This is a genomic window from Rhizobium grahamii CCGE 502 (assembly GCF_000298315.2).
Taxonomy (GTDB): domain Bacteria; phylum Pseudomonadota; class Alphaproteobacteria; order Rhizobiales; family Rhizobiaceae; genus Rhizobium; species Rhizobium grahamii.
Genome location: NZ_AEYE02000003.1, coordinates 321,850 through 343,668, shown reverse-complemented (window position 1 = coordinate 343,668; position 21,819 = coordinate 321,850). Strand labels below are relative to the sequence as shown.

At 62.0% G+C, this 21,819-nt stretch carries 22 protein-coding genes and 1 pseudogene; 13 read left to right on the top strand and 10 right to left on the bottom strand.

Annotation, left to right across the window (positions count from 1 at the left end; all coding sequences use genetic code 11):
• The first annotated feature begins 214 nt into the window (after positions 1–214).
• Positions 215–445: a hypothetical protein gene (locus RGCCGE502_RS02820; RefSeq protein WP_016552653.1), complete on the top strand. Its 231-nt coding sequence runs from the start codon at positions 215–217 to the stop codon at positions 443–445.
• A gap of 61 nt (positions 446–506) precedes the next feature.
• On the opposite strand, the gene RGCCGE502_RS02815 is transcribed toward RGCCGE502_RS02820, so the two are convergent.
• The 5 genes from RGCCGE502_RS02815 to RGCCGE502_RS02795 form a co-directional block, all read right to left on the bottom strand.
• Positions 507–1,157 carry a glutathione S-transferase family protein gene (locus RGCCGE502_RS02815; protein WP_016552652.1) on the bottom strand — a complete coding sequence of 217 codons (651 nt, stop codon included), beginning with the start codon at positions 1,155–1,157 and terminating at the stop codon, positions 507–509.
• A gap of 157 nt (positions 1,158–1,314) precedes the next feature.
• On the bottom strand, positions 1,315–2,043 hold the full coding sequence (pdeM, locus tag RGCCGE502_RS02810) for a ligase-associated DNA damage response endonuclease PdeM (RefSeq protein WP_016552651.1): 729 nt from the start codon (positions 2,041–2,043) through the stop codon (positions 1,315–1,317).
• 99 nt (positions 2,044–2,142) lie between these two features.
• Entirely contained in the window at positions 2,143–4,653 is a 2,511-nt protein-coding gene (locus tag RGCCGE502_RS02805) for a ligase-associated DNA damage response DEXH box helicase (protein ID WP_016552650.1), read from the bottom strand.
• A 51-nt stretch (positions 4,654–4,704) separates the two neighbouring features.
• Entirely contained in the window at positions 4,705–5,958 is a 1,254-nt protein-coding gene (locus RGCCGE502_RS02800) for an NAD(P)/FAD-dependent oxidoreductase (RefSeq protein ID WP_016552649.1), read from the bottom strand.
• Positions 5,959–6,021: 63 nt separating this feature from the next.
• Complete coding sequence (locus tag RGCCGE502_RS02795; protein ID WP_016552648.1) at positions 6,022–6,777, bottom strand: ABC transporter substrate-binding protein; 756 nt, start codon at positions 6,775–6,777, stop codon at positions 6,022–6,024.
• 174 nt (positions 6,778–6,951) lie between these two features.
• Between RGCCGE502_RS02795 and RGCCGE502_RS02790 the strand changes: the two genes are divergently transcribed.
• Positions 6,952–7,452: an RrF2 family transcriptional regulator gene (locus RGCCGE502_RS02790; RefSeq protein WP_016552647.1), complete on the top strand. Its 501-nt coding sequence runs from the start codon at positions 6,952–6,954 to the stop codon at positions 7,450–7,452.
• Positions 7,453–7,483: 31 nt separating this feature from the next.
• Positions 7,484–7,945: a carboxymuconolactone decarboxylase family protein gene (locus RGCCGE502_RS02785; protein WP_016552646.1), complete on the top strand. Its 462-nt coding sequence runs from the start codon at positions 7,484–7,486 to the stop codon at positions 7,943–7,945.
• On the opposite strand, the pseudogene RGCCGE502_RS02780 reads toward RGCCGE502_RS02785, so the two are convergent.
• Positions 7,942–8,576: pseudogene (locus tag RGCCGE502_RS02780) on the bottom strand (YitT family protein). The gene RGCCGE502_RS02785 and the pseudogene RGCCGE502_RS02780 sit on opposite strands and share 4 nt — an antisense overlap.
• A 209-nt stretch (positions 8,577–8,785) precedes the next feature.
• On the bottom strand, positions 8,786–9,718 hold the full coding sequence (locus tag RGCCGE502_RS02775; protein WP_016552644.1) for a class I SAM-dependent methyltransferase: 933 nt from the start codon (positions 9,716–9,718) through the stop codon (positions 8,786–8,788).
• 146 nt (positions 9,719–9,864) lie between these two features.
• On the opposite strand from RGCCGE502_RS02775, the gene RGCCGE502_RS02770 reads away from it, so the two are divergent.
• From RGCCGE502_RS02770 to RGCCGE502_RS02760, 3 genes are read left to right on the top strand one after another with little or no spacing between them, the layout of a single operon-like run.
• Entirely contained in the window at positions 9,865–10,131 is a 267-nt protein-coding gene (locus RGCCGE502_RS02770) for a DUF6460 domain-containing protein (RefSeq protein WP_016552643.1), read from the top strand.
• 1 nt (position 10,132) lies between these two features.
• Positions 10,133–10,630, top strand: coding sequence for a CAP domain-containing protein (locus RGCCGE502_RS02765; protein ID WP_016552642.1), 498 nt, complete (start codon positions 10,133–10,135; stop codon positions 10,628–10,630).
• Positions 10,631–10,661: 31 nt separating this feature from the next.
• On the top strand, positions 10,662–12,008 hold the full coding sequence (locus tag RGCCGE502_RS02760; RefSeq protein WP_016552641.1) for an MATE family efflux transporter: 1,347 nt from the start codon (positions 10,662–10,664) through the stop codon (positions 12,006–12,008).
• On the opposite strand, the gene RGCCGE502_RS02755 is transcribed toward RGCCGE502_RS02760, so the two are convergent.
• Positions 11,984–13,072 carry a quinone-dependent dihydroorotate dehydrogenase gene (locus tag RGCCGE502_RS02755; RefSeq protein ID WP_016552640.1) on the bottom strand — a complete coding sequence of 363 codons (1,089 nt, stop codon included), beginning with the start codon at positions 13,070–13,072 and terminating at the stop codon, positions 11,984–11,986. The genes RGCCGE502_RS02760 and RGCCGE502_RS02755 overlap by 25 nt on opposite strands.
• On the bottom strand, positions 13,069–13,482 hold the full coding sequence (locus tag RGCCGE502_RS02750; RefSeq protein WP_016552639.1) for a DUF952 domain-containing protein: 414 nt from the start codon (positions 13,480–13,482) through the stop codon (positions 13,069–13,071). The genes RGCCGE502_RS02755 and RGCCGE502_RS02750 overlap by 4 nt, the downstream gene beginning before the upstream one ends.
• A 48-nt stretch (positions 13,483–13,530) precedes the next feature.
• Here RGCCGE502_RS02750 and RGCCGE502_RS02745 point away from each other — a divergent pair, with 48 nt between their 5' ends.
• The 5 genes from RGCCGE502_RS02745 to RGCCGE502_RS02725 all read left to right on the top strand — a co-directional run bounded on the left by RGCCGE502_RS02745 (position 13,531) and on the right by RGCCGE502_RS02725 (position 16,647).
• Positions 13,531–13,929 carry a hypothetical protein gene (locus tag RGCCGE502_RS02745; RefSeq protein ID WP_016552638.1) on the top strand — a complete coding sequence of 133 codons (399 nt, stop codon included), beginning with the start codon at positions 13,531–13,533 and terminating at the stop codon, positions 13,927–13,929.
• A gap of 90 nt (positions 13,930–14,019) precedes the next feature.
• Complete coding sequence (locus RGCCGE502_RS02740) at positions 14,020–14,667, top strand: response regulator (RefSeq protein WP_016552637.1); 648 nt, start codon at positions 14,020–14,022, stop codon at positions 14,665–14,667.
• A 101-nt stretch (positions 14,668–14,768) separates the two neighbouring features.
• Positions 14,769–15,434 (top strand): S24 family peptidase, encoded by a 666-nt coding sequence (locus tag RGCCGE502_RS02735; protein ID WP_016552636.1) that lies wholly within the window; start codon positions 14,769–14,771, stop codon positions 15,432–15,434.
• A gap of 11 nt (positions 15,435–15,445) precedes the next feature.
• Positions 15,446–16,180: a thermonuclease family protein gene (locus RGCCGE502_RS02730; RefSeq protein ID WP_016552635.1), complete on the top strand. Its 735-nt coding sequence runs from the start codon at positions 15,446–15,448 to the stop codon at positions 16,178–16,180.
• Positions 16,181–16,233: 53 nt separating this feature from the next.
• Positions 16,234–16,647 carry a tellurite resistance TerB family protein gene (locus RGCCGE502_RS02725; RefSeq protein WP_016552634.1) on the top strand — a complete coding sequence of 138 codons (414 nt, stop codon included), beginning with the start codon at positions 16,234–16,236 and terminating at the stop codon, positions 16,645–16,647.
• Here the strand turns inward: RGCCGE502_RS02725 and RGCCGE502_RS02720 are convergent.
• Positions 16,644–17,519 carry a transporter substrate-binding domain-containing protein gene (locus RGCCGE502_RS02720; protein ID WP_019279636.1) on the bottom strand — a complete coding sequence of 292 codons (876 nt, stop codon included), beginning with the start codon at positions 17,517–17,519 and terminating at the stop codon, positions 16,644–16,646. The two genes, RGCCGE502_RS02725 and RGCCGE502_RS02720, sit on opposite strands and share 4 nt — an antisense overlap.
• Before the next feature lie 57 nt (positions 17,520–17,576).
• Here RGCCGE502_RS02720 and RGCCGE502_RS02715 point away from each other — a divergent pair, with 57 nt between their 5' ends.
• Together RGCCGE502_RS02715 and RGCCGE502_RS02710 are read left to right on the top strand one after the other, a co-directional pair.
• Positions 17,577–19,496: a glycosyltransferase family 2 protein gene (locus tag RGCCGE502_RS02715; protein WP_016552632.1), complete on the top strand. Its 1,920-nt coding sequence runs from the start codon at positions 17,577–17,579 to the stop codon at positions 19,494–19,496.
• 242 nt (positions 19,497–19,738) lie between these two features.
• On the top strand, positions 19,739–21,760 hold the full coding sequence (locus tag RGCCGE502_RS02710; protein ID WP_016552631.1) for a methyl-accepting chemotaxis protein: 2,022 nt from the start codon (positions 19,739–19,741) through the stop codon (positions 21,758–21,760).
• The last annotated feature ends 59 nt before the right edge of the window (positions 21,761–21,819 follow it).

The following is a 21,819-nucleotide window of genomic DNA, read 5'->3' as shown; positions in this document are numbered from 1 at the left end:
GGACACGATCAAGTTCACGGCCGAAATGCTGTGCTTCGTGATCGCCTAGCTTTAACATCTCGACGACCTAACATCGGCCTCGAAAGCACAGTAAAGGCCGCATGAAACCGCCTTTGCCGAAACAAAATTGGGTTGATCGGCCCATATCATCAGTATTGTTTGACAATACATTCGCAACCATGGGATTCTTCCTGAAATGGAATCAGGAGAATAGATGGCAGAGCGCTACTTATACGATTACAGCTCACACCGGGCCGTCATGTATGAGATTGGCGACTATCTCTATGCCATTTCCGGCAACAAGGCAGAGCACTGGATTTCCGGTGATTACATCTTCTGCATGGAAACCCAAACGATTTCCTTCTGGATCCTGGGAAAGGACGTCTACGGCCATATCGGTCGCGGCGAACTGACGCGCCAGCCTCTCTATTACTTCGGCGAATAGGACTGAACCCATAAGTTCAGCGGAAGACTGGAGACGACTTCGAGCTTGGAGCGAACCGTTGTCAGCCGGTCGATGCGGCGTTGAAAACCGCCAGTTGAGCGTCGAACGCACGTTTGTATGCAGCCCGCGCTTCGCCGCGGGTGACATAGGCTGCAAGGTTCGGATACTCGTCCAGCATGCCTGATCCTTTCAAGCGGAGCAGCACCGACACCATCTGCAGGTCGCCCGCGCTGAACTCGCTGTCGAGCCAGTCGTCATCACCAAGTTGGGTAGAGAGTTCGCTCAGCCGCTTGCGAATACGCTCGTCGACCATGGACAAGCGCTCCTGATACCAGGGCTTATCGCCTTCCAAAAATCTGGCTGCTTCGCGATCGACGATCGGCTGCTCCATGGTAGTGACCGCGGCAAACATCCAGGTGATTGCGCGCGCCCGGGCATTCGTGTCGACAGGCAGCAAGCCGGCATGGCGGTCCGCGATATGGAACACGATTGCCCCGGACTCGAATAGGACGAGATCGCCTTCTTCATAGCTCGGAATCTGCCCGAACGGTTGAAGCGCAAGGTGTGCGGCTTCCTTCATAGCCTTGAAGGAAAGAAGGCGCACTTCGTAGGGCTGCCCCACTTCCTCGAGCGCCCAGCGAACGCGCATGTCACGCGCCAAACCTCTGCCGCGATCCGGCGACCGTTCAAAGGCGGTAATAGTGATCGTCATTGCTGTTCTCCATAGCTTGTCTGCCTTGAAGACGACGGGCTAAACGAGATTCCGACACCATCCGCGCATTCTTGAGTGCCATCAACCGCTATCTGAGGGCGGTCAACGCTCCGATTATAGAGCGAGGCGACTGGCGCACTTTCCACCCTTCGGGCTTTCACCCGACAAGATTTCCGAATCTGACGGAGTAGATCCGGTCCCGTCCAAGAAGATGGGCGATCAGCAACGTGTGGTCGAACAGGCCCTTCATCGCCTTGTGGCGGAGGTCGAGGCCGCCGGTCATGACGCCGAACGCCGGCATCAGCAGGCGGGCGCCATCTGTGGCAAAGCAGGGACGGCGGACGGATTTTTCGCGACGTCGCACGGTCGCTGCCGGATGCAGGTGCCCGGCGATCTCGCCCGTCTGCAGGCCGCCCCTCGGCTCGTGGCGGAAGGTCAGGCCTCCATAGTGCATCTCGTCGACGGACGTGCCCGGCAAATCGACGGTGCCGTCCGGATCGTGGTTGCCGTTGATCCAGATCCATTCGCGGCCGCGCGCCATTTCCGAAATCAGACTGCGGAACGCCTCGGGCAGATGCGCCGAACCGACGCGGTCATGGAAATTGTCGCCAAGAGACACCACCAACTTCGGATCGTAGCGGGTGATGACAGCAGAGAGAACCGTCAGTGTCGCCAGCGTGTCATAGGGCGGCAGCATCATCCCGCGGCGGGCGAAGGCCGCGCCTTTTTCGAGGTGCAGGTCGGAGACGACGAGGATGGCGGCATCGGGCATGTAGAGCGCGCCGAGTGGATCGCAGACGGCAGCGACGCCATGGACGGAAGTCTCGACGCCTGGCAGCGCAGTCAGTCCATTCAGTTCACGCGCGAGCGCTAGGCGGTTCATCAATCCTGTCAGCCCTTGATTCCTAAAGCGCCTTCATCTTCGAAGGCCTTCGTCTCATGCAATTCCGGATGGTAAGCCGACACGAACCTATCCGGCACTATTCTAGGCCAGCGCCTCGGCGATCAGGTCGTCGGCGGCTTCCGCCAGCACCGCGTCGTGCGCCTCGCCATGCACCGGCTCCTTACCGATCTCCAGCATGACGGGCACCGCCAGCGGCGAGATATGGTCGAGCGCGCGATGCGTGATGTGGCCTTTGATTCGCCTCAGCATATCGCCAAGCCGTGAAATATCCAAAAGCCCGGTTGCCGCATCCTGCCGCGTCGCCTGCAGGAGGATGTGATCCGGCTCGTGGGTTCTCAGCACATCGTAGATCAGGTCGGCCGACACCGTGACCTGTCGCCCGGTCTTTTCCTTGCCCGGGTGACGGCGCTCGATCAAGCCTGCAATCACGGCGCAATTGCGGAAGGTGCGCTTCAAAAGGAAAGATTCGTCGAGCCAGCTTTCGAGATCATCGCCCAGCATGTCCTCGTCGAAGAGATCGGCGAGGCTGAGCCGGCCGTTGCGGATCATCAACCCCATATCCTCGAAACCCCAGATGCCGAGCGAATAGTCCGTCGCGACGAAGCCAAGCGGCTTGGCACCGGCCCGCTCGAGCCGGCGCGTCAGCAGCATGCCGAGCGTCTGATGGGCCAGCCGCCCCTCGAAGGGATAGATGACCATGTAGCAGCGGCTGCCGCGCGGAAAGGTCTCGATCAACAGCTCGTCGCGCCTCGGCAGCATCGACTTTTCCTGTTGGATCGCCAGCCAGTCGCGCACTTGATCCGGCAGATGGCGCCAGCGATCGGGATCGGCGATCATCGAGCGCACCTGATCCGCAAGATAGGTGGAGAGCGGAAACTTGCCGCCGGCATAGGACGGAATCTTCGGATCCATCGAGAAGGCTTGGCTGGCGAGCGCCTCGTTCTCGCGGATCCCTTCAAAGCGCAGCACCTTGCCGGAGAAGATGAAGGTGTCGCCGGGCGACAGCTGCTCGAAGAAATATTCCTCCATCTTGCCGAGCGTCGCTCCGCCGCGGCCGATCCGACCGCCTTCGCCGCGTTTGACCATGCGCAGATTGAGCATCGGGCTCTCGACGATGGTGCCGAGATTCAGCCGGTATTGCTGCGCGACCTGCGGATTGGAAACGCGCCAGCGTCCCTCCTTGGTCTTGCGGATGCGGGCATAGCGCTCGTAGGTGCGCAGCGCATAGCCACCCGTCGCGACGAAATCGACGACGCGCTCGAAGGTTTCCCAGGAGAGGTCGGCGTAAGGCGAAGCGCTGGTGACGTCGTCGTAAAGCTCCAGCATGTCGAAAGGCTCGGCGCAGGCCATGCCGAGCACATGCTGCGCCAGCGCATCAAGGGCACCCTTGCCAACGGGCGGCGTGTCCTGCGCACCTATATAGTTGGCGTCGAGCGCCGCCTGGCATTCCATCACCTCGAAGCGATTGGCCGGCACGAGGATCGCCTTCGAGGGCTCATCCATGCGGTGATTGGCGCGGCCTATGCGTTGTGCAAGCCGCGAGGCGCCCTTTGGCGCGCCGACATGGACGACAAGGTCGACATCGCCCCAGTCAATGCCGAGGTCGAGTGTGGAGGTGGCAACGACAGCGCGCAGACGGTTCGCCGCCATCGCGGCCTCCACCTTGCGTCGCTGGGCGACATCGAGCGAGCCGTGATGCAGCGCGATCGGCAGATTTTCCTCATTCACCGTCCAGAGTTCCTGAAACAGCATCTCGGCCTGCGACCGGGTGTTGACGAAGAGCAGGGTCGTCTGGTGTTCGAGGAGCTGCTTATAGACGTCGGGGATTGCGTATTTCGCCGAATGCCCGGACCAGGGGATGTGCTCCTCGGTCGAAAGGATCGAAATATCAGGCTTGGCGCCGCCTTCGACGATGACCAATCCGGCGTGATGATCCTCGCCTTCGCGCTGCGCGACCAGCCATTTCTGCAGATCCATCGGGTCGGAGACGGTGGCCGAAAGGCCGATCGTCTGCAGGGCGGGCGCCAGACGGCGCAGGCGGGCAAGGCCGAGCGAGAGCATGTGGCCGCGCTTCGAGGTGACGAGCGAGTGCAACTCGTCGAAGACGATGTATTTGAGGTCTTTGAAAAAGCGCTCGGCCTCGCTATTGGCGAGCAGCAGGGCCAGCTGCTCCGGGGTCGTCAGCAGAATGTCGGGCGGGTTCAGCTTCTGGCGTTGGCGCTTGGCAACGGGCGTGTCCCCGGTGCGGTTCTCAACCGTGACAGGCAGGCCCATTTCCTCCACAGGCTTCATCAGGTTGCGTTCGATGTCGACGGCGAGCGCCTTCAGCGGCGAGACGTAGAGCGTGTGAATGCCGGTGAAGGCCGAACCCGGCGGGATCCTGCCGCGGCGGGTCAAGTCGGTCAGCGACGGCAGGAAGCCGGCGAGCGTCTTGCCGGCGCCGGTTGGCGCGATCAGCAGCGTGCTGTCGCCAGCCTCGGCACGGGCCAGCAATTCCAGCTGATGCGGACGCGGACGCCATCCCTTGTCCGCGAACCAGCGGGTGAAAGGCGGAGGCAGGGCAATGCGGGCTTCGGAATCGATCTGGTCCACGGCCCTAAAGGTAGTGCACCGGCAACCGAAATAGAATGGCGGACCCGCGAACTAGAGGAAGCGATGCGGGTGGAAGGGCTTGGGATCTGCGAAGGTGTCGTTGCCGGCCATCTGCTCGGCCAGCAGCCGGCCGCTTGCCGGGCCGAGGGTCAGGCCGTGATGGGCGTGACCGAAATTGAACCAGAGGCCGCGATGGCGCGGCGCGGGGCCGATCACCGGCCGCATGTCAGGCAGACAAGGCCGCAAGCCGAGCCAAGGCGTCGCCTCCACCGGTTCGCCAAGCGGAAAGAGCTTACGGGCATAGGCCTCATCGCGGCGGAGCTGGATGGTATTTGGCGGCGCATCCGGCGCGGCGAATTCGATGCCTGTCGTCAGGCGGATGCCGCGCGCCATCGGCGCCAGCACGTAGCCGGCTTCCTCGTCGACGACGGAATGGCCGAGCGGCTGACCGTCGCGCTGCGCATAATGACGGTGGTAGCCCCGCTTGACCGCCAGTGGCAGGGGATAGCCGAGTTTGCGGAAGATCAGGCCGGATTGCGGGCCGAGAGCAACAACAACCTCGCCGGCTTCGATGATCTCGCCTTCGGCTGTCGTGATCGACCAGCCGTTCTTCTCCTCGCGCAGAGCGGAGGCGTCGGCTCGGACGACTGTGCCGCCAGCTGCTGTGAAGAGGTTCGCGTAGGCCGCCGTTAGTGCCTGCGGGTCTGTTACGGTCTTCGGGTCGAGCCAATGGACTGCGCCGGCGATGCTGTTGCCGGTGGCTGCAAAAGCGGGCTCGAGCGCCAGAAACTCGCTGGCGTCGAGAATGCGGATTGCCAGACCATGGGCAGATAGGCTCTCGGCCTCTGCACGGGCAGCCTCGAAACGGCGCGGGTTCTTGTAGAACGACATCCAGCCGCGCTCGCGGATGAGGTCGGAGGCGCCGGCGCGGCCAATCAGCTTGTCGTGTTCGGTGACACTGGCTTCGATCAACGGCAACAGTGCCCGTGTCGCCTTTTCCAGATTGGCCGGCGACGAATGCCACCAGTAGCGCGCCAGCCATTTGGCGATGCGCGGCAGGTAGGCCGGATCGTAACGGACATCCGATGAATTGTTCAGCGCATATTTGGCAATGGCACCGAGCTGCCGCGGAAAGGCGTAGGGAACGACGGAGGAGCGCTCGATCAGCCCGGCATTGCCGTAGCTGGTGCCGCCGCCCGGCTCGCCGCGGTCGGCCAGCACAACGGAGCGACCGCGATCCTGCAAATGAATGGCCGCACTGACGCCGACAATGCCGGCACCGAGAACGAGGATATCTGTTTTCATAGGATGAACTTGGTCAAAGGGCGCGGAGGTTTTTGGCCCCCGCGCGATGGGATCGGCAAGCGATCAGTAGATGTCGAAGGGGAAGTACTTCTTGGTGATTTCCTTGTACTTGCCGTTGGCGACAAGCGCATCGATTGCCTTGTTGAAGCGCTCCTTCAGTTCGGTCTCGCCCTGGCGGATGCCGATACCAGCCTGCGTTTCCGTGCCTGGAACGTCGCCGAGCAGCTTGCAGCAATCCTTGCCGGCCTTGTTCAGCCAGTCGACCACCACGAACTTGTCGGAGATCAGCGCGTCCAAGCGGCCGTTCTGCAGGTCGGAGACGGCCTCGTCCTGGGTGGGGTAAAGCTTCGCCTCGGCGCCGCCCTTGGCGTAGACGTCACTTGTGTAGTCCGCCTGTGTGGTCGACGCCTGGGCGCCGACAGTCTTGCCCTTCATGTCGTTGACCGTGACACCCTTCAAAGGGCTGTCCTTCGGCACGGCGACGGCGAGCGGCGTCGTGTAGTACTTGTTCGTGAAGTCGATCTGCTTCTTACGCTCGTCGGTGATGCTCATCGACGCGATGATGGCGTCATACTTCTTGGCCAGAAGGCCGGGGATGATGCCGTCCCAATCCTGCGCAACGATCGTGCACTTGGCCTTCATCTCCTCGCAGAGCGCATTGGCCATGTCGACGTCGAGCCCCTTCAGGCTGCCGTCGGATTCGACGTAGTTGAACGGAGGATAGGCGCCCTCGGTTGCGATGCGGATCGTATCCTCGGCGGATGCGAGGTGCGTCGCCGCAAGCAGAGCAGCGGCCGCCAGGAAAATCGTCTTTCTCATTGCTGTTCCCTTATTGGAATTGTTTTTGCCCAACAGCGCCGACTTTAGCGAATCCGTCCCGCTTCACAACCCCGGACGAACACGACCGATCGCCTATTTCGACTGCTCGAACATGCCGCTTGACATCCAGCATAATCATGGATATTTTTTATCTATGAATTGAGGAGCGATCCGATGAAACTGGGCGATGGAGTGGAGCAGGCAATCCACAGTGTCTCGATGCTGGCAGGCCTGTCCGACGGCGGTGTGTTGTCGGCTGCTGCGTTGGCGGAATTTCACGGCGTCTCGACGAGCTACCTTCTGAAGCACCTGCAGGCGCTGTCAGGTGCTGGCATCGTCAACACGGTTCCGGGGCCGAAGGGGGGATACAAGTTGGCGAAGGCGACAGAAGAGATCAGCCTCCTCGACATCGTGCTCGCGGTCGAAGGGCCGGAGCCGGCCTTCCGATGCAGCGAGATCCGCCAGCGTGGGCCAAACCGGCTGCCGGGACGCTACTTCACCAAACCTTGCCAGATCAGCGCGGCGATGCTGAAGGCCGAGCGTGTCTATCGCGCCGAACTCGCCAAAACCAGCATCGCCGACATCGTGGCGCAGCTCGCTGCTGATGACGACGGCGGCATCGCCGCCCGCGGCTGCGCCTTCCTCGAAATCAATGAACGCAAAGCGGCTCGCTGAGCCAGCCCAACCCAAAAAAGGAGAATGAACCATGCAAGCACGTTTCAACTTCGCCAAGGCATCGCCCGAAGCTTACAAGGCTGTCGCCGCGCTGGAGCAGTATGTCCAGACATCGGGCCTCGAGCGCCGCTTCATCCATCTGATCAAGCTGCGCGCCTCGCAGATCAACGGCTGCGCCTATTGCGTTGACATGCACGTGAAGGAATCCCGCCATGACGGACTGAGCGAACAGTGGATCAACCTGATGTGCGTCTGGCGGGAGTCGCCGATTTATGACGCCAAGGAACGCGCTCTGCTCGGCTGGGTCGATGCCGTGACCCGTATCGCCGAAACCGGCGCACCGGACGCCGATTTCGAAGCCCTGAAGGCCCACTTCACGGAAGAAGAGATCACCAAGCTCACGGTAGCGATAGGCGCGATCAACATCTGGAACCGTCTCGCCGTCGGCTTCCGCTCGCAGCACCCGATCGACAAGCCGGCACAAGCTGCCTAAAGCGCGATGTAGCGATCGGCGCGGTGGTTGATGGCCACGAAGAGGTTCAGCACACCGCGCCGAGAACCGAATAGAAGACCACCGGCGGCGTGGTGACGAAGAAAGCGGCAGCCAGCACGCAGAGATCGATCGCCATCTGCACGAGGCCGGCACGGATGCCGAAACGCTCCTGCATATAGATGCCGAGAATGCCGACCCCGCCGAGGCTGGCACGGTGGCGATAGAGCGCCAGAAGGCCGAAGCCGAGCAGAAGACCGCCGAGAAGAGCCGCCCAGGCGGGGTGGATAGCGGAAATGTCCATCACCTTTGGCTGCAGGCTGGTCATCACGGACGTCAGGCCGATGGCAATGAAGGTCTTTACCGTGAAGGCCACGCCGAGCCGCGTCCAGGAGAGATAGAAGAACGGCAGGTTGAGCAGGAAGAAGGCGAGACCGAAGTTCACCCCGAAGGCATAGTGGAGCAGGAACGCTATGCCTGCGGTGCTGCCGGTCAAAAGGCCGGCGCTGGCCAGCATATAGAGCCCGAGTGCCGCAACGAGACTGCCGGAGAAGATGCCTTGAACGTCTTCGACGGCGGTTTGGCGGGTAGCGCTCGTGTTCCAGAAACCGAGGGCGTTGAAGAGCTGTGCCATTGTCGTTGATCCCCAAACGGCAGACATGTTCATATGCGCCCGAGCAAAACTCGAGCGTGACGAAACGTGAGTGATGAATGATGCCGGACGCCTCAAATTTCTGAGGGCATCCCTACTGAATTAGTCAGCGTTATCAGGTGTTTTGCCGTGCAATCAAGCAAAATACGTAAGCAATACTGACCTATTATCACTTCGCAAGAATCGTTCCGCTATGCGGCCTTGCGCGTAAGGAACAGAATGCCTGAAATGACGTTTGCGCCATCTTTGCGAATGGCTGTCTTACTGACGGCGGCGACATCGAGGCCGTGGCGGAGGCAGAGCGCGCGGACGTAGGTTTCGGAATGGGCGTAGCGCAGCGACGGCGCAAGATGGAAACCATCGCCCTCGCCCGCATCCTCGACCGAAAAAGCGAAATCGGCACCGGCCACAACAAGCGCTGAAACAGCCGCGAACAGGCTTTCGAGATTGCCGAGATACATCAGCACGTCGGCTGCGGTGACAAGGTCGGCACGGTGCATTGCACCCTCTGCAAAGAGACCGGTTGCGTCCGGCGCCAGCGACAGGTCGGCCTGGGCCAGGTGATCGTAGACATGCTTCTCGGCGGCCTTGGAAAGCATATTCTGCGACAGGTCGAAGCCCTCGAGCCGCGCGACGCTGTCGCGGATTTCCGGTCCAAGCAGGCCGGTACCGCAACCGAGGTCCACGGCGAGCGCATAGTTCCTGCCCGTGGTGGCAACGAGCGCAGCAAGCTTGACCGGGACGCTGTAATCCAGCTTTTCCACCAGCGAGGTCTCGAAGCGATCGGCGTAGTCGTCAAACAGTCGCTCGACATAGCTGCTCGGTGGCTGGCCCGGCGTTGCGACATCGCCGAGCAGCGCAAGCTTCAGCCCGGCGCCGAAAATATCCTCGGGAGTGACTTCCAAAGTCTGCCGGTAGGCCTCGATTGCGCCTGCCCTGTCACCGGCCTTCTCGCGGTAGCCGGCGAGCCTATACCAGCCGGCCGCCCAGCGAGGAGCAAGCTCCAGCGCCTGCTCCATCAATTCAGCAGCCGCATCCGGCTCGCCGCTTTCGTCGAGCATCTTGGCATAGTCTGCGCGGCGGTCGGCGATCACGTCGCCTGAGGTGAGCTGGTTGGGCTGCATGGTAAGGACCTGTTGGGATCGGCTCGCATTTGGCTGCGGCCACAAAAAAACTCAAGTCCTATTTCAGAGGCGGAGGCGCCAGACCTGAAAAAGGCTTGCGAGCGGCGATTCGCGGCCGTATTTCAGGGATAAACAGGAGATGGCGCATGTCCGATCAGGTGAACAAGTTTCTCGGCGATTCCCTCGGCCGCACGTTGGTCAAGCTTTTGGTCGTATCGCTGATCGTCGGCTTCATCATGGCCGTGTTCGGGTGGGCGCCGCTGGATTTCGTCTATGGCCTCCGCAATTTCGTTCTGGAAGTCTGGCATCGCGGCTTTGCCGCTTTGGGACGCGTCGGCGACTACCTGTTGCTTGGTGCGACCGTCGTCATCCCCATCTTCGTCATCATCCGTCTCTTCAGCTATCGGCGATAACATGACCTCTCTGATCCTCTCGCGGCGCGGGCTGCTGCACATTTCCGGCCTCGTTCTCGTCGCAAGTGTTGCAAGCTGCACGACCGCGCCCAAGTTCGCTTCCACGCCGTCGGCCGGCGAAGACGAAACGGCGGACGCCCTGCCGCTCGTCAACCAGTTGCGCGCCAAGAACGGGCTGCCGCCGCTTTCGGCCGACCCCGCAGCCAAGGATGCGGCGATGTTCCAGGCCAAGCGCATGGCATCGGCCGGCAAGATGAAGCACGTCATGGGCATCGGCGACGGCTTTGCCCCGCGCGTCAAGGCAAGCGGCGTACAGATGCCGGCCGCTGAAAACATCGCGGCCGGGCAGCAATCGGTCCCCGCCGTTGTGACCGCCTGGATCAACTCTCCGCACCATCTGGAGAACATGCTGGGCCGTTACAATGGTCTCGGCGTTGCGGTGGCACGCAATTCTGCTTCCAAAAGCGTGCCCTATTGGGCAATGGTGCTTTCCGGCTGAGGCGATTCTGCCTCCTTCCTCAGAGGCAGACATGGATACGCACGGTCACGAGAACAGGCTGGCATTCGACGTGACGCACCGACTGGTGCTGTCGATTGCAATTCCGATGACGCTCGGCTTCATGACCACGCCGCTTCTTGGCCTCGTGGACACGGGCGTCGTCGGCCATATGGGTCAGCCGGACGCATTGGCGGGGCTTGCGATCGGCGCCATGCTCTTCGACCTCATCCTCGGCAGCTTCAACTTCCTGCGCGCCTCAACGACGGGTCTGACGGCGCAGGCCTTCGGGCGGCACGACCGGCACGCCGAGCAGGGTGTTTTCTGGCGGGCGCTAATCTCCGCGCTCGGTTGCGGCATAGCACTTCTCTGTCTGTCGCCGCTGCTGCTTGCAGCGGGGCTGAAGCTGATGGGACCGGAGAGCGCCGTTGCGGCCGCCACCAGCACCTATTTCTCCATCCGCATCCTTGCCGGCCCGGCAGCGCTTGCCAACTACGCGATCCTCGGCTTCGTGCTCGGCCGCGGCCAGGGCACCGTCGGCCTGTTGCTGCAGACGATCATCAACGGCATCAACATCATACTGGCGATCTACCTCGGCCTCTGGCTTGACTGGGGCGTGGCGGGCGTTGCCTGGGGTACGATGGTCGGCGAGACAGCCGGTGCCGTCGTCGGCCTGCTGATCGTCCTTCGCGGCTTCGATCGCGAGCATCGGCCGACACGCACGGAGATTTTCTCGCGGCATCGCCTAGCCGAGCTCTTCGCGCTGAACCGCGACATTTTGATCCGCACCTTCGTGCTGCTCGCCGCTTTCACTCTGATGACACGGATCGGCACGAGTTTCGGAGCGGTCACGCTTGCCGCCAACGCCGTGCTGATGAACTTCTTCCTGCTTTCCGGATACTATCTCGACGGACTTGCCAACGCGGCGGAACAGATCACCGGCCGGGCGATCGGGGCGCGATACCGGCCGGCCTTCGACCGCGGCCTGAAGCTAACGGCGCTCTGGTCGTTCGGGCTTGCAGGCATCATCTCGGTGTTCTTTCTGCTGGCCGGTCCGTGGCTGATTTCGGTGCTGACCACTTCGCCCGAAGTACAGCAGGCGGCCGAAACCTACCTGCCTTGGGCCGCCGTCACCGGGCTTACCGGCGCGCTCGCCTTCCTGATGGATGGCGTGTTCATCGGCGCCACATGGTCGACCGACATGCGCAATCGAATGCTGATGTCGTTTGCCGGCTATCTCTTAGCGCTGGCCATCTTCGTGCCGCTATTCGGCAACCACGGCCTATGGTTGGCGATGAACGGCTTTCTGCTGTTTCGCGGCGTCTTCCTTGCGATGCTCGTGCGGCCGCGGGCGGATCAGACGTTCCGTGCCGCCCAGTAATCCGTCTTCGTGTCCCTGAGGTCGCGGACGGATTTGACTTGCTCCCGATCCAGCAGCTTCGAGAGGCCGCGAACGACCGTGCCCGGCAGGCCTGGCCCTTCATAGACCATGCAGGAATAGAGCTGCACGAGATCGGCGCCGGCCTTGATCTTCTCGAGCGCCGTTTCCGCAGACGAGACGCCCCCGACGCCGATGATCGGCAGAGCCGGACCGACGCGCTTGCGCATCTTGGCAAGGACGGCGGTCGATTTATCAAAGAGCGGCTTGCCGGAAAGCCCGCCCGTTTCCTTCGCCTGATGCTGGTCCCTGAGGCCTTCGCGGGAGAGCGTCGTGTTCGAGACGATCAGGCCGTCCAGGGCATGCGACAGCGCTTCGGCGGCGATGTCGTCCATGCCCTCTTCGGTGAGATCGGGTGCGATTTTCAGGAAGACCGGGATCTTTGTGCCTGCCTTCTCGGCTTCGGCGTCGCGAGCGGCAAGCACTGCCGACAAAAGGGCCGCTAGGCTTTCGCGCGCCTGCAGATCACGCAGGCCCGGCGTATTCGGCGACGAGATGTTGGCGGTGAAATAACGGGCAACGGAATAGAACCGGCGGATGCCGAGGACATAGTCGCCGATGCGGTCTTCGCTGTTCTTGTTGGCGCCGATGTTGACGCCGATCATGCCGTTGCCACGAATGATCGCGAGGCGCGCAAAGGCGGCATCGTGGCCTTCATTGTTGAAGCCGAGGCGGTTGATGACGCCCTCATCCTCGACCAGACGGAAGATACGCGGGCGCGGATTGCCAGGCTGGGCCTTCGGCGTCACGGTGCCGATCTCGGTAAAGCCGAAGCCGATCTTCAACAGCGCTTCGGGAACCTCGGCGTTCTTGTCGTAGCCGGCAGCCATGCCGATCGGATTGATGAAATCGAGACCGGCAACGGTCTGCCGCAGACGCGGATCCGGCGCGACCCGGCAGGCCGGTACGGCCCCCGCCTTCAGCGCGGCAATCGACATGCCGTGTGCCGTTTCCGGGTCGAAGAGGAAGAGACCCTTGCGGGCGGCGTACTTGAAAAGATCGATCATGGCGCGAGGTCCGGAAAGATGTGCTGGCCGGCGACATCAAGGGGAAGTGGCGCCTCCCACAACACAACCGAGAGCGGTAGTTCCGCATAGAGATGCGGGAAGAGAGCGCCGTCGCGCGAGGGTTCAAAGAGGAGCTCATCGCCGAACTTGCTGCTATCGACAGCAACAAGCAGAAGACCCGTCTGGCCGGCAAAATAAAGCGCCGCCGTCTGCTTGACCTGCGTGGCTGTCGAGAAGTGGATGTAGCCGTCCGCAAGGTCGATCGGAGCACCGCGAAAAACGCCAGCGGCCTTTGCCTCCTGCCAAAGCGTTGCCGTCACGATCTTGTAAAGCGTGGGTGTCAGGGTCATGATAACCTCGGTATGGCTGATCTTTCCCGGGCTTTGCCGCAAAGCGGCGGCGATGTCCACGCTTCGCCGTGAAAAATGCGGTGGCCACCGAGATTTCCGGAGGAAACCATGAGAAATATCACAATCGGCCTCTTCGCGCTTCTTCTGCCGCTCGGCGTCCAGGCAGCGGAAACGGAAGCGTCGCGCTTCCAGCTGGAGCGGAGCGGCGACCACTTCGTGCGTCTCGACAGGCAGACCGGGGCCATGTCGCTTTGCGAGGAAAAGGACGGCACGCTCGTCTGCCGGATGGCCGCCGATGAGCGGGCGGCTTACGAACAGGAGCTCGACCGGCTTTCGGCTCGCGTCACGGCACTGGAGAACAAAAGTATCGTCAACAAGGCCTTGCCCTCCGACGAGGAAATCAACCGCTCGATCGGCATCATGGAGCGCTGGATGCGCAGCTTCATGGGGATAGTCAAGGAATTCCAAAGCGAAGAGGACCGCAATACCCTTCCGCAAAAGACATGATTTGCTATAGTCGCATCGGAATGACGGCATGTATCGCGTGAGGAGCACGAGACATGACGCGGCAGTCGAGCTCTTGGGAGGGAGTTATCGATGCAGGAACAGACAATCATCATTGCCGACGACCATCCGCTTTTCCGGGATGCGCTTCGCCAGGCTGTGATCGGCATGGAAAGCCACCCCGAGATCGTTGAGGCCGGCGATTTTGCTGCAGCACGGATGGCCGCCGGTAAGCATCCCGAGGCGGATCTGATGCTGCTCGATCTTTCGATGCCTGGCGTCAGCGGCTTTTCTGGACTGATGGCGCTGCGCTCCGAATTTGCCGGGCTGCCGATCGTCATTATCTCGGCCACCGATGACGCCACCACGATCCGACGCGCACTGGAACTCGGCGCATCCGGCTTCATCTCCAAATCCTCGGGGATCGACGACATTCGCCGCGGCATCCAGACGGTCCTCGCCGGCGATATCGCCACACCAGAGAGCTATCGCGACGGCCAGGAGCAGGACCCCGACGTCGCCGACCTGATCCACCGGCTGCATACGCTGACGCCACAGCAGAGCCGTGTGCTGACCATGTTGGCGGAAGGGCTCCTCAACAAGCAGATCGCCTACGAGCTCGGCGTTTCCGAGGCGACGATTAAGGCGCATGTCTCGGCCATCCTGCTCAAGCTCAATGTCGATAGCCGCACGCAGGCGGTCATCCAGCTCGGCAAGATCAACATGGCGATGGTCGCCTGATCCGGGACAGGATTTTATTCCTTTCATCTCTTTACTCCGGATGGGCTTGCGGGTAATATTTCGCCGTGAAGGATCGCGCACGCGCGCAGGAATCAGGCGACATGCTGTCACACGAGCAGATCTGGGGGGCGATCGACAGGCTTGCCGAACGGCATGACCTGACACCTTCAGGTCTTGCCCGGCGGGCGGGGCTCGACCCGACCTCCTTCAACAAATCCAAACGGCTCTCTGCCGATGGGCGGTTGCGCTGGCCTTCGACGGAATCGATCGCCAAGGTGCTGGACGCAACGGGCGCCAGCATGGAGCAGTTCCTGACCTTCATGCGCCCCACGGGAAGTTTTTCCAGCCTTCCGGACGGTGCCTTCCCGCCGCAAGGCAGCTCCATCCCGCTTCTCGGCTTTGCACAGGCCGGTGCCGGTGGCTTCTTCGATGATGGCGGCTTTCCGGCCGGGCAAGGCTGGGACGTCGTGGAATTTCCCGCAGCGCCATCACAGAAAGCGGGCGTCTATGCGCTCGAGGTCCAGGGCGAGAGCATGATGCCGCTCTACCGCGACGGCGACGTTCTGATCGTCGAGCCAGGTGCGCAAGTTCGCCGCAACGACCGTGTCGTCGTCAAGACGCGCGAAGGCGAAGTGATGGCGAAGGTGCTGTTGCGCCAGAGCCCGCGGTCGATCGAATTGATGTCACTCAATCCCGAACATCCGAACCGGACGATCGAGCTTTCCGACGTCGATTGGATCGCCCGCATCATCTGGGCCAGCCAGTAGGAAGATATTCCATGCGTCCTGCGGCAATTCTGACGGCTGTTGCAGGGATCGGAATTGTCGCCGGCCTGATCGCGGCTGGCGGACAACGGCTTGGTGCGGCTATCGATCCAGTGGAAACGGCAGCCCCTGCGGAAATTGATGCACCTCCCCACGCCCCGGCCCCACCGACGACAAATCCCGAGGACAGCATGCACGCGCGGCGTGTCGACGAGGCCAGCCAGTTCTACCCGGCGGCCATCGACGGCAAGCCGCTCGAGCGCATCGCCGCGGTGGAGCCGAAGCGACCGAGAAAGCCTGTCGAAGACGCCGGCGTGAACCTTGTTCGGCCGATCGCCGAAAGCGCCGGCATCCTCACATTCGGCGACCGTCGCTTGCATCTTGCCGGGATCACGCCCACGCCGGCAGACAGGACATGCACTGACAGCAAAGGCCGGGAATGGCCCTGCGGGATGTTGGCAAAAACCAATGTACGGCTGTTTCTGCGCCTCAGGACCGTGCGCTGCGATCTCGACAACGCCGAATGGACGGGCACGGTGACCACAGCCTGCAGGATCGGTACCCAGGACATTTCGCAGTGGCTTGTTGCAAACGGCTGGGCAGAAGCGGAAAAAGGATCAGCATTGGCCGAAGCCGGCGAGACGGCAAGGCAGGCGGGCAAAGGCATCTATGGCGACGACCCTCGCAGCACCGTTGAAACTGCCACCCCTGAGGATCCGCCCTTGGATCTGCCGTCCGACGGCTTGTAATGTCGCTGGCCAGTTCCTAGACTCTGGGCTCGTTCCAGAGGGATCATCGAGATATGAACAAGCCGCTTTCTGCCTATGACGCACTGATCTACGTGATGGTGATGGCATCCGCCGTCGACAGCACGATGAACGATCGCGAGATGGAGCGCATCGGCCAACTGATCGGCTTCCTGCCGGTCTTTCGTGATTTCGACGACGAGAAGCTGATTTCCGTGGCGCGCGACTGCGCAGCGCTGCTCGCCGGCCCCGAAGGCCTCGACATCGTGCTCGAAACCGTCAAGGACACGCTGCCCTCGCGCCTCTACGACACGGCCTATGCGCTGGCGGTGGAAGTCGCTTCCGCCGATCTCTCGGTCAAGGCCGAAGAACTGCGCCTGCTCAGCCTGCTGCGCGACCGCCTCGGTCTCGACAAGCTCACCTGCGCAGCCATTGAGCGCAGCGCGATCGCCCGCTTCCGCAAGGGTTAATACAGGCCGTAAGGGAAATAGCGAAGGTAGATTTCCTGCAGTCGGCCGCTACGCGACAACGCTGCCAGCGCGTGGTCGAGCGCAGCCGTCAGAACATCGTCCTTCTGGCGCAGCATGATTGTCATGCCCTCGCCAAGAAACTGCTCGGACAGGTAGGGACCGTCGAAGAGCGCGCAGCACTTCGACGACGCCGGCGACGATACCCAGAACGAAAGCTGGAGCGAATCCGCGAAGGCAGCGTCGACCTTACCATCCTTCAGCGCCGCCAGAAGCGCGTCCTTGTTGTCGAACGGTACGGCTTTCACCTTCGGGAAATAAGCGGCCAGCATGGCCTCATGTGCGGTCGCTTTGACGACGCCGACCGGATGGTCGGCCAGGGCACTCGCATCCCTGCCCTTGATCGGCGCCTTCAGATTGAGAACGAAGCGTGCCGGCAACATCAGGTACGGGCGCGAAAAGGCGAACTGCCGTCGCAGTTCCTCGCTGACTGCAATGCCCGCAATCACGGCATCGCCCTGCGAGGCGGCAAGCGCGGCATTCAGGTCAGCGAACGGCAGCGCCTGGATCTGGCATTTGTTTGCAATCTCCAGTTCGTTACAGACCTCGCGGGCGAGATCGATATTGAAGCCGGCAAGCTTGCCGTTCTGATCCGTAAAGTTGAATGGCGGAAAATCGATGGTCGTCAGGAAACGCAGGCGCACGAGCGACGAAAGATCCGGCTTTGCAAGCCGTTCCCTGGAATCGAACAGCAGAGGCAAATTCGGCGTCGCCTGCTGCGCGAACGCCAGAAACGGGCAAAAAAACACAACCAGAGACAGCCAAAAGCTGCGTAGCCCCTTAAGATTCAGGGATGCTAGTTTAAATTGCACCATTATGATCCGCCCTGGGGAAAGCATGCACTGCCATTCTGAAAACGGTGTATCAGAGTCATGCGGGTCGGGGAATATGCGCCGGGCAGTATCGAGGCCCGTGCGCGCTTGTATGATCATTCAACACGCCACGACGCGCCACCACCGGCGCGCGTAGCGAACGATTCCTATGACCAGGAAGCCGAGGTTCTGCTGCAACTCGGCATCGGCAAGCCGACAATCGCCCGTGCAATGCAACTCGCCCGCCGCAATGGCACCAGCATCGAACAGGAACTGCTTGCCGGCGGCGCGGTCGACGCCGACAGCTACTACGCCTCGCTGGCACGCGGGCTTCGGCTTCCATTTCTTCCGACAATCGATAGTTCTCTCGTCAACGACGACAAGGCGCTCGACAGCCAGCTCGCACAGGCCCGCTGCGTCCGCCTCAACTATATCAACAAAGGCATGCTCGCAATTGTGCCGGAGGCCCGAAACCTCGCGGCACTCTCACAGGCATTCGAGACGAAGCCGGGACTGGCCGACAGCATCGTCATCACGACGCCGGCTGCATTGCGCGCTGCGGTATGGCGAACCGGCAGCGTCAGGCGGCTGCGAGAAAGTGTCACGACACTGTTTGAGGACAAGGCTCGCTTCAGCGCCCGGATTGTCCTGTCAGGCAAGCAGGGATTTCTAGCTGGGGCGAGCGTCTGCGCCTTCGCCTTCGCCGTTGCCACTGGCACACTCAGTCTGACTGTCCTGCACGCGGCGATCTCTCTGCTTTATCTGGCCGCAATCCTTGTCCGAGCGGCCGCCCTCGTGGACCGCAAGAGCGGGGTTCCGAGCCTGCCTGCATCGGAACGTCTCCCCGTCTACACCGTCCTCATTGCCCTCTATAGGGAAGCAGACGTGGTAGCCCAACTCGTCAGGGCGCTTCGCCGGCTGAACTGGCCGGCCTCAAGGCTCGATATCAAGCTGGTGTGTGAGGCGGACGATCATGCGACGATCGAGGCGCTGAGATCTGAACATCTTGAAGCGCAATTCGAGATCGTCGAGGTGCCGCCGGCTCATCCGCGTACAAAACCGAAGGCGTTGAACTACGCGCTGGCCGGCGCGCGCGGCGAATTCGTGGCGATCTACGACGCCGAGGACCGTCCCCACCCCGACCAATTGCGTGCCGCCTATGCGCAGTTTGCCGCGAGCCCGCCTGATGTCGTCTGCCTTCAGGCACCGCTCGTCATTTCCAACGGATCAGCATCGTGGATCAGCGCGGTGTTCGCGCTGGAATATGCTGCCCTGTTTCGTATGCTGCTGCCAATGCTGGCACGATGGCGCATGCCGGTACCGCTTGGCGGAACTTCCAATCACATGCGCGTCGCCGACCTTAGGGCGTGCGGCGGCTGGGATCCCCACAACGTCACTGAAGACGCCGATCTTGGCATGCGGCTCCATAGGCTGGGCCACAGGTGCGGCGTCATCGACTGCCCGACCTACGAGGATGCCCCGGCCACGTTCAAGGTCTGGCTCAACCAGCGGACTCGCTGGTTCAAAGGCTGGCTACAGACCTGGCTGGTGATGATGCGCGAGCCGGCACGCCTCCTGCGCGAGATGGGCATGGGCGGCTTCCTGATGTTCCAGTTGCTGATCGGCGGCATGCTGCTTTCCTCGCTAACCCATCCCTGGCTGATCATGCTCTTGGTCACCACCGCCGGTTACCTCGCGTTCGGTTTTCCGCCCACAGGCAGCAGCGAGGGCGCGCTCTTCCTGCTCGATCTTGCCAACATGGCGGCAAGTTATGGCCTGTTTCTGCTGCTCGGCAGAGTCGTGATGCTGCGCGAGGAAAAGCGCAGTGTCGGCTGGCGCTGGCTCTATGTTCCGCTCTATTGGATGATGATATCGGTCGCGGCATGGCGTGCGCTTTTCGAGCTGCCAAGGAAACCCTTCTTCTGGGACAAGACGCCCCATATCCCCGTCAGCAGCAGTGAGAAGTTGCGCCGCTTCTAGCGTTATTCAGCCCCAGGCAGCAGGCCTCAAATTTTTCCTGGGATAGGCGCCAAGCGTTAGGGCCGCATTAAACAATGTCCCATTCTATTCGCCGGGACGACGCCGGCTTGCGGGCCGAAATGCATGATGCGCATGTCGAGCCTTCAAGGCATACCACCGTGCCGTATCCTGCGACATGCCCTGCCTCTCAAAATGCTGCCATAGCCGGCCCCATCGGTCGGATCAAGCGACTGGACACATCCATGCTGATGAACCTCAAAATCAGGACGAAGATCATCTCCGTCGTCGCGCTTCTCGGCGCGATCGCGCTCGGAGGCCTCACTTATGTCATCACCGAATTCCGTGGTGCCGACGCTACCTACAGCGCCTTCATCGATCACGAGGCGTTGGCGGCCATGCAGGCATCGCGCGCCAGCGCATCGGCGACTGCCGCCGTGCTTCAGGTCACGCTGATCGCCGGCCTCAAGCCGGACACGCCTGCTTTCGATACCGCGCTCGCAACGCCCAGCAAAATGCCTCAGGCGCGCGAACGCCTGGAGCAGGCGTCCGCCCTGGTCCCAAGCCGCAAGCAAGCGATCGACGACATCCTCGCCGGAATTGGTGAGATGGAGGCGCTTTCCGCCAAGGTCATCGACCTTGCAAAGGCGAAGGACAATGCAGGCGCACAGCTTGCGGCGAGCATGCTGAACGCCAAGCTCAACGCCGTCACCTCCAAAATGATCGCCAACAACGACGCGCTGATGGCGTTGCTGAACGATGGCGGCGACGCGCTCTCCGTTACCGTCAACAAGCGCATCACACTCTCTTTCGCGCTGATCGGGCTCGCCGTCATTGGCGCGCTCGGCCTCTCGATATGGATTGCGCAGGCGGGAATCGCTGCCCCGATGGCTCGTCTGCGGGACCGGATGATGCAGCTTGCCCAGGGCGACACCAAGAGCGATGTCGACGGCCTTGACCGTCGCGACGAGGTAGGCCAGATGGCCGGCGCAGTTGCCGTCTTCCGCGACAACGCTCTTGAGCGGATCCGGCTTGAGGGCGAGGCCGAGAAGAGCCGCAGTTTCAGCGACAGCGAACGCCGCGAGCGCGAAGCGCAGCGCGCAACCGAGGCCGCTGACCTATCGCGTGCCGTGGGCGCACTTGGCGATGGCTTGCGACGGCTGGCTGCGGGCGACCTCGCATCACGGATCGACACGGCTTTCGTCGGCGATCTCGACATCCTGCGACAGGACTTCAACAACTCCATCCTGCGCCTGAACGACACCATGCAGACGGTCGGCGCCAATGCCCGCGCCATTACCGCGGGTGCAAGCGAGATCCGCGCTTCGGCGGATGAGCTTTCGAAACGGACCGAGCAGCAGGCAGCTTCCGTCGAGGAGACAGCCGCTGCCCTCGAGGAAATCACCACGACGGTGAAGGATGCCGCAAGACGCGCCGACGAAGCCCGCGGGCTCGTGAAGCGCACGCGCTCCGGTGCCGAAAAGTCCGGTCAGGTCGTCCGCAAGGCCGTCAACGCCATGCAACAGATCGAGCAATCCTCTGCGGAAATTGGCAACATCATCGGCGTTATCGATGACATCGCCTTCCAGACGAACCTGCTCGCGCTCAATGCCGGCGTCGAGGCGGCTCGTGCCGGGGAAGCCGGCAAGGGCTTTGCCGTCGTCGCCCAGGAAGTGCGCGAACTCGCGCAGCGCTCGGCCAATGCCGCCCGGGAAATCAAGTCGCTGATCACGACATCCGGCGATCACGTGCAGACTGGCGTGTCGCTTGTCGGCGAAACCGGCAAGGCGCTTGATGCCATTGTGCATGAGGTTCAGGAGATCAACCAACACGTCGATGCGATTGCGGAAGCGGCGCGCGAACAAGCGACGGGCTTGCAGGAGATCAACACGGCGGTGAACACCATGGACCAGGGGACGCAGAAGAATGCGGCCATGGTTGAGGAAAGCACTGCGGCAAGCCACAAGCTCGCCACAGAAGCGGCGGCGCTGAACAATTTGCTCGACCAATTCAAGCTCACCGGCACCGGCGACTTCAGTGCAACCGTTGCCGCTGCGCCGCCGCCAAACGCCGCGACCCATTCCACACCGCGCCCGACTGCACCGCCGATCGCGACGAGAAAGGCGCCTGTCCGTATCGCTACCGCAGGCGTTACCCGCCCCTCCAGCTCGCCGGCGCGGGCACTCGGGCAAAAGCTCGCAAGCGCCTTCGGGGCTGGTAGTGCGCCTTCCAGCGCGCGCGACGATGCCGACTGGACGGAATTCTGATCCCGGCAATATCGATCAAAACAAAGGGCGGCTCAATGCCGCCCTTCTCATTCACAGTC

Coding starts and splice junctions, on each gene's coding strand:
- RGCCGE502_RS02765 (WP_016552642.1), top strand. CDS start 10,133: ATGACCTCTCTGATCCTCTCGCGGCGCGGGCTGCTGCACATTTCCGGC.
- RGCCGE502_RS02710 (WP_016552631.1), top strand. CDS start 19,739: ATGCTGATGAACCTCAAAATCAGGACGAAGATCATCTCCGTCGTCGCG.
- RGCCGE502_RS02790 (WP_016552647.1), top strand. CDS start 6,952: ATGAAACTGGGCGATGGAGTGGAGCAGGCAATCCACAGTGTCTCGATG.
- RGCCGE502_RS02725 (WP_016552634.1), top strand. CDS start 16,234: ATGAACAAGCCGCTTTCTGCCTATGACGCACTGATCTACGTGATGGTG.
- RGCCGE502_RS02785 (WP_016552646.1), top strand. CDS start 7,484: ATGCAAGCACGTTTCAACTTCGCCAAGGCATCGCCCGAAGCTTACAAG.
- RGCCGE502_RS02770 (WP_016552643.1), top strand. CDS start 9,865: ATGTCCGATCAGGTGAACAAGTTTCTCGGCGATTCCCTCGGCCGCACG.
- RGCCGE502_RS02775 (WP_016552644.1), bottom strand. CDS start 9,718: ATGCAGCCCAACCAGCTCACCTCAGGCGACGTGATCGCCGACCGCCGC.
- RGCCGE502_RS02715 (WP_016552632.1), top strand. CDS start 17,577: ATGCGGGTCGGGGAATATGCGCCGGGCAGTATCGAGGCCCGTGCGCGC.
- RGCCGE502_RS02800 (WP_016552649.1), bottom strand. CDS start 5,958: ATGAAAACAGATATCCTCGTTCTCGGTGCCGGCATTGTCGGCGTCAGT.
- RGCCGE502_RS02760 (WP_016552641.1), top strand. CDS start 10,662: ATGGATACGCACGGTCACGAGAACAGGCTGGCATTCGACGTGACGCAC.
- RGCCGE502_RS02745 (WP_016552638.1), top strand. CDS start 13,531: ATGAGAAATATCACAATCGGCCTCTTCGCGCTTCTTCTGCCGCTCGGC.
- RGCCGE502_RS02740 (WP_016552637.1), top strand. CDS start 14,020: ATGCAGGAACAGACAATCATCATTGCCGACGACCATCCGCTTTTCCGG.
- RGCCGE502_RS02815 (WP_016552652.1), bottom strand. CDS start 1,157: ATGACGATCACTATTACCGCCTTTGAACGGTCGCCGGATCGCGGCAGA.
- RGCCGE502_RS02720 (WP_019279636.1), bottom strand. CDS start 17,519: ATGGTGCAATTTAAACTAGCATCCCTGAATCTTAAGGGGCTACGCAGC.
- RGCCGE502_RS02755 (WP_016552640.1), bottom strand. CDS start 13,072: ATGATCGATCTTTTCAAGTACGCCGCCCGCAAGGGTCTCTTCCTCTTC.
- RGCCGE502_RS02820 (WP_016552653.1), top strand. CDS start 215: ATGGCAGAGCGCTACTTATACGATTACAGCTCACACCGGGCCGTCATG.
- RGCCGE502_RS02730 (WP_016552635.1), top strand. CDS start 15,446: ATGCGTCCTGCGGCAATTCTGACGGCTGTTGCAGGGATCGGAATTGTC.
- RGCCGE502_RS02795 (WP_016552648.1), bottom strand. CDS start 6,777: ATGAGAAAGACGATTTTCCTGGCGGCCGCTGCTCTGCTTGCGGCGACG.
- RGCCGE502_RS02735 (WP_016552636.1), top strand. CDS start 14,769: ATGCTGTCACACGAGCAGATCTGGGGGGCGATCGACAGGCTTGCCGAA.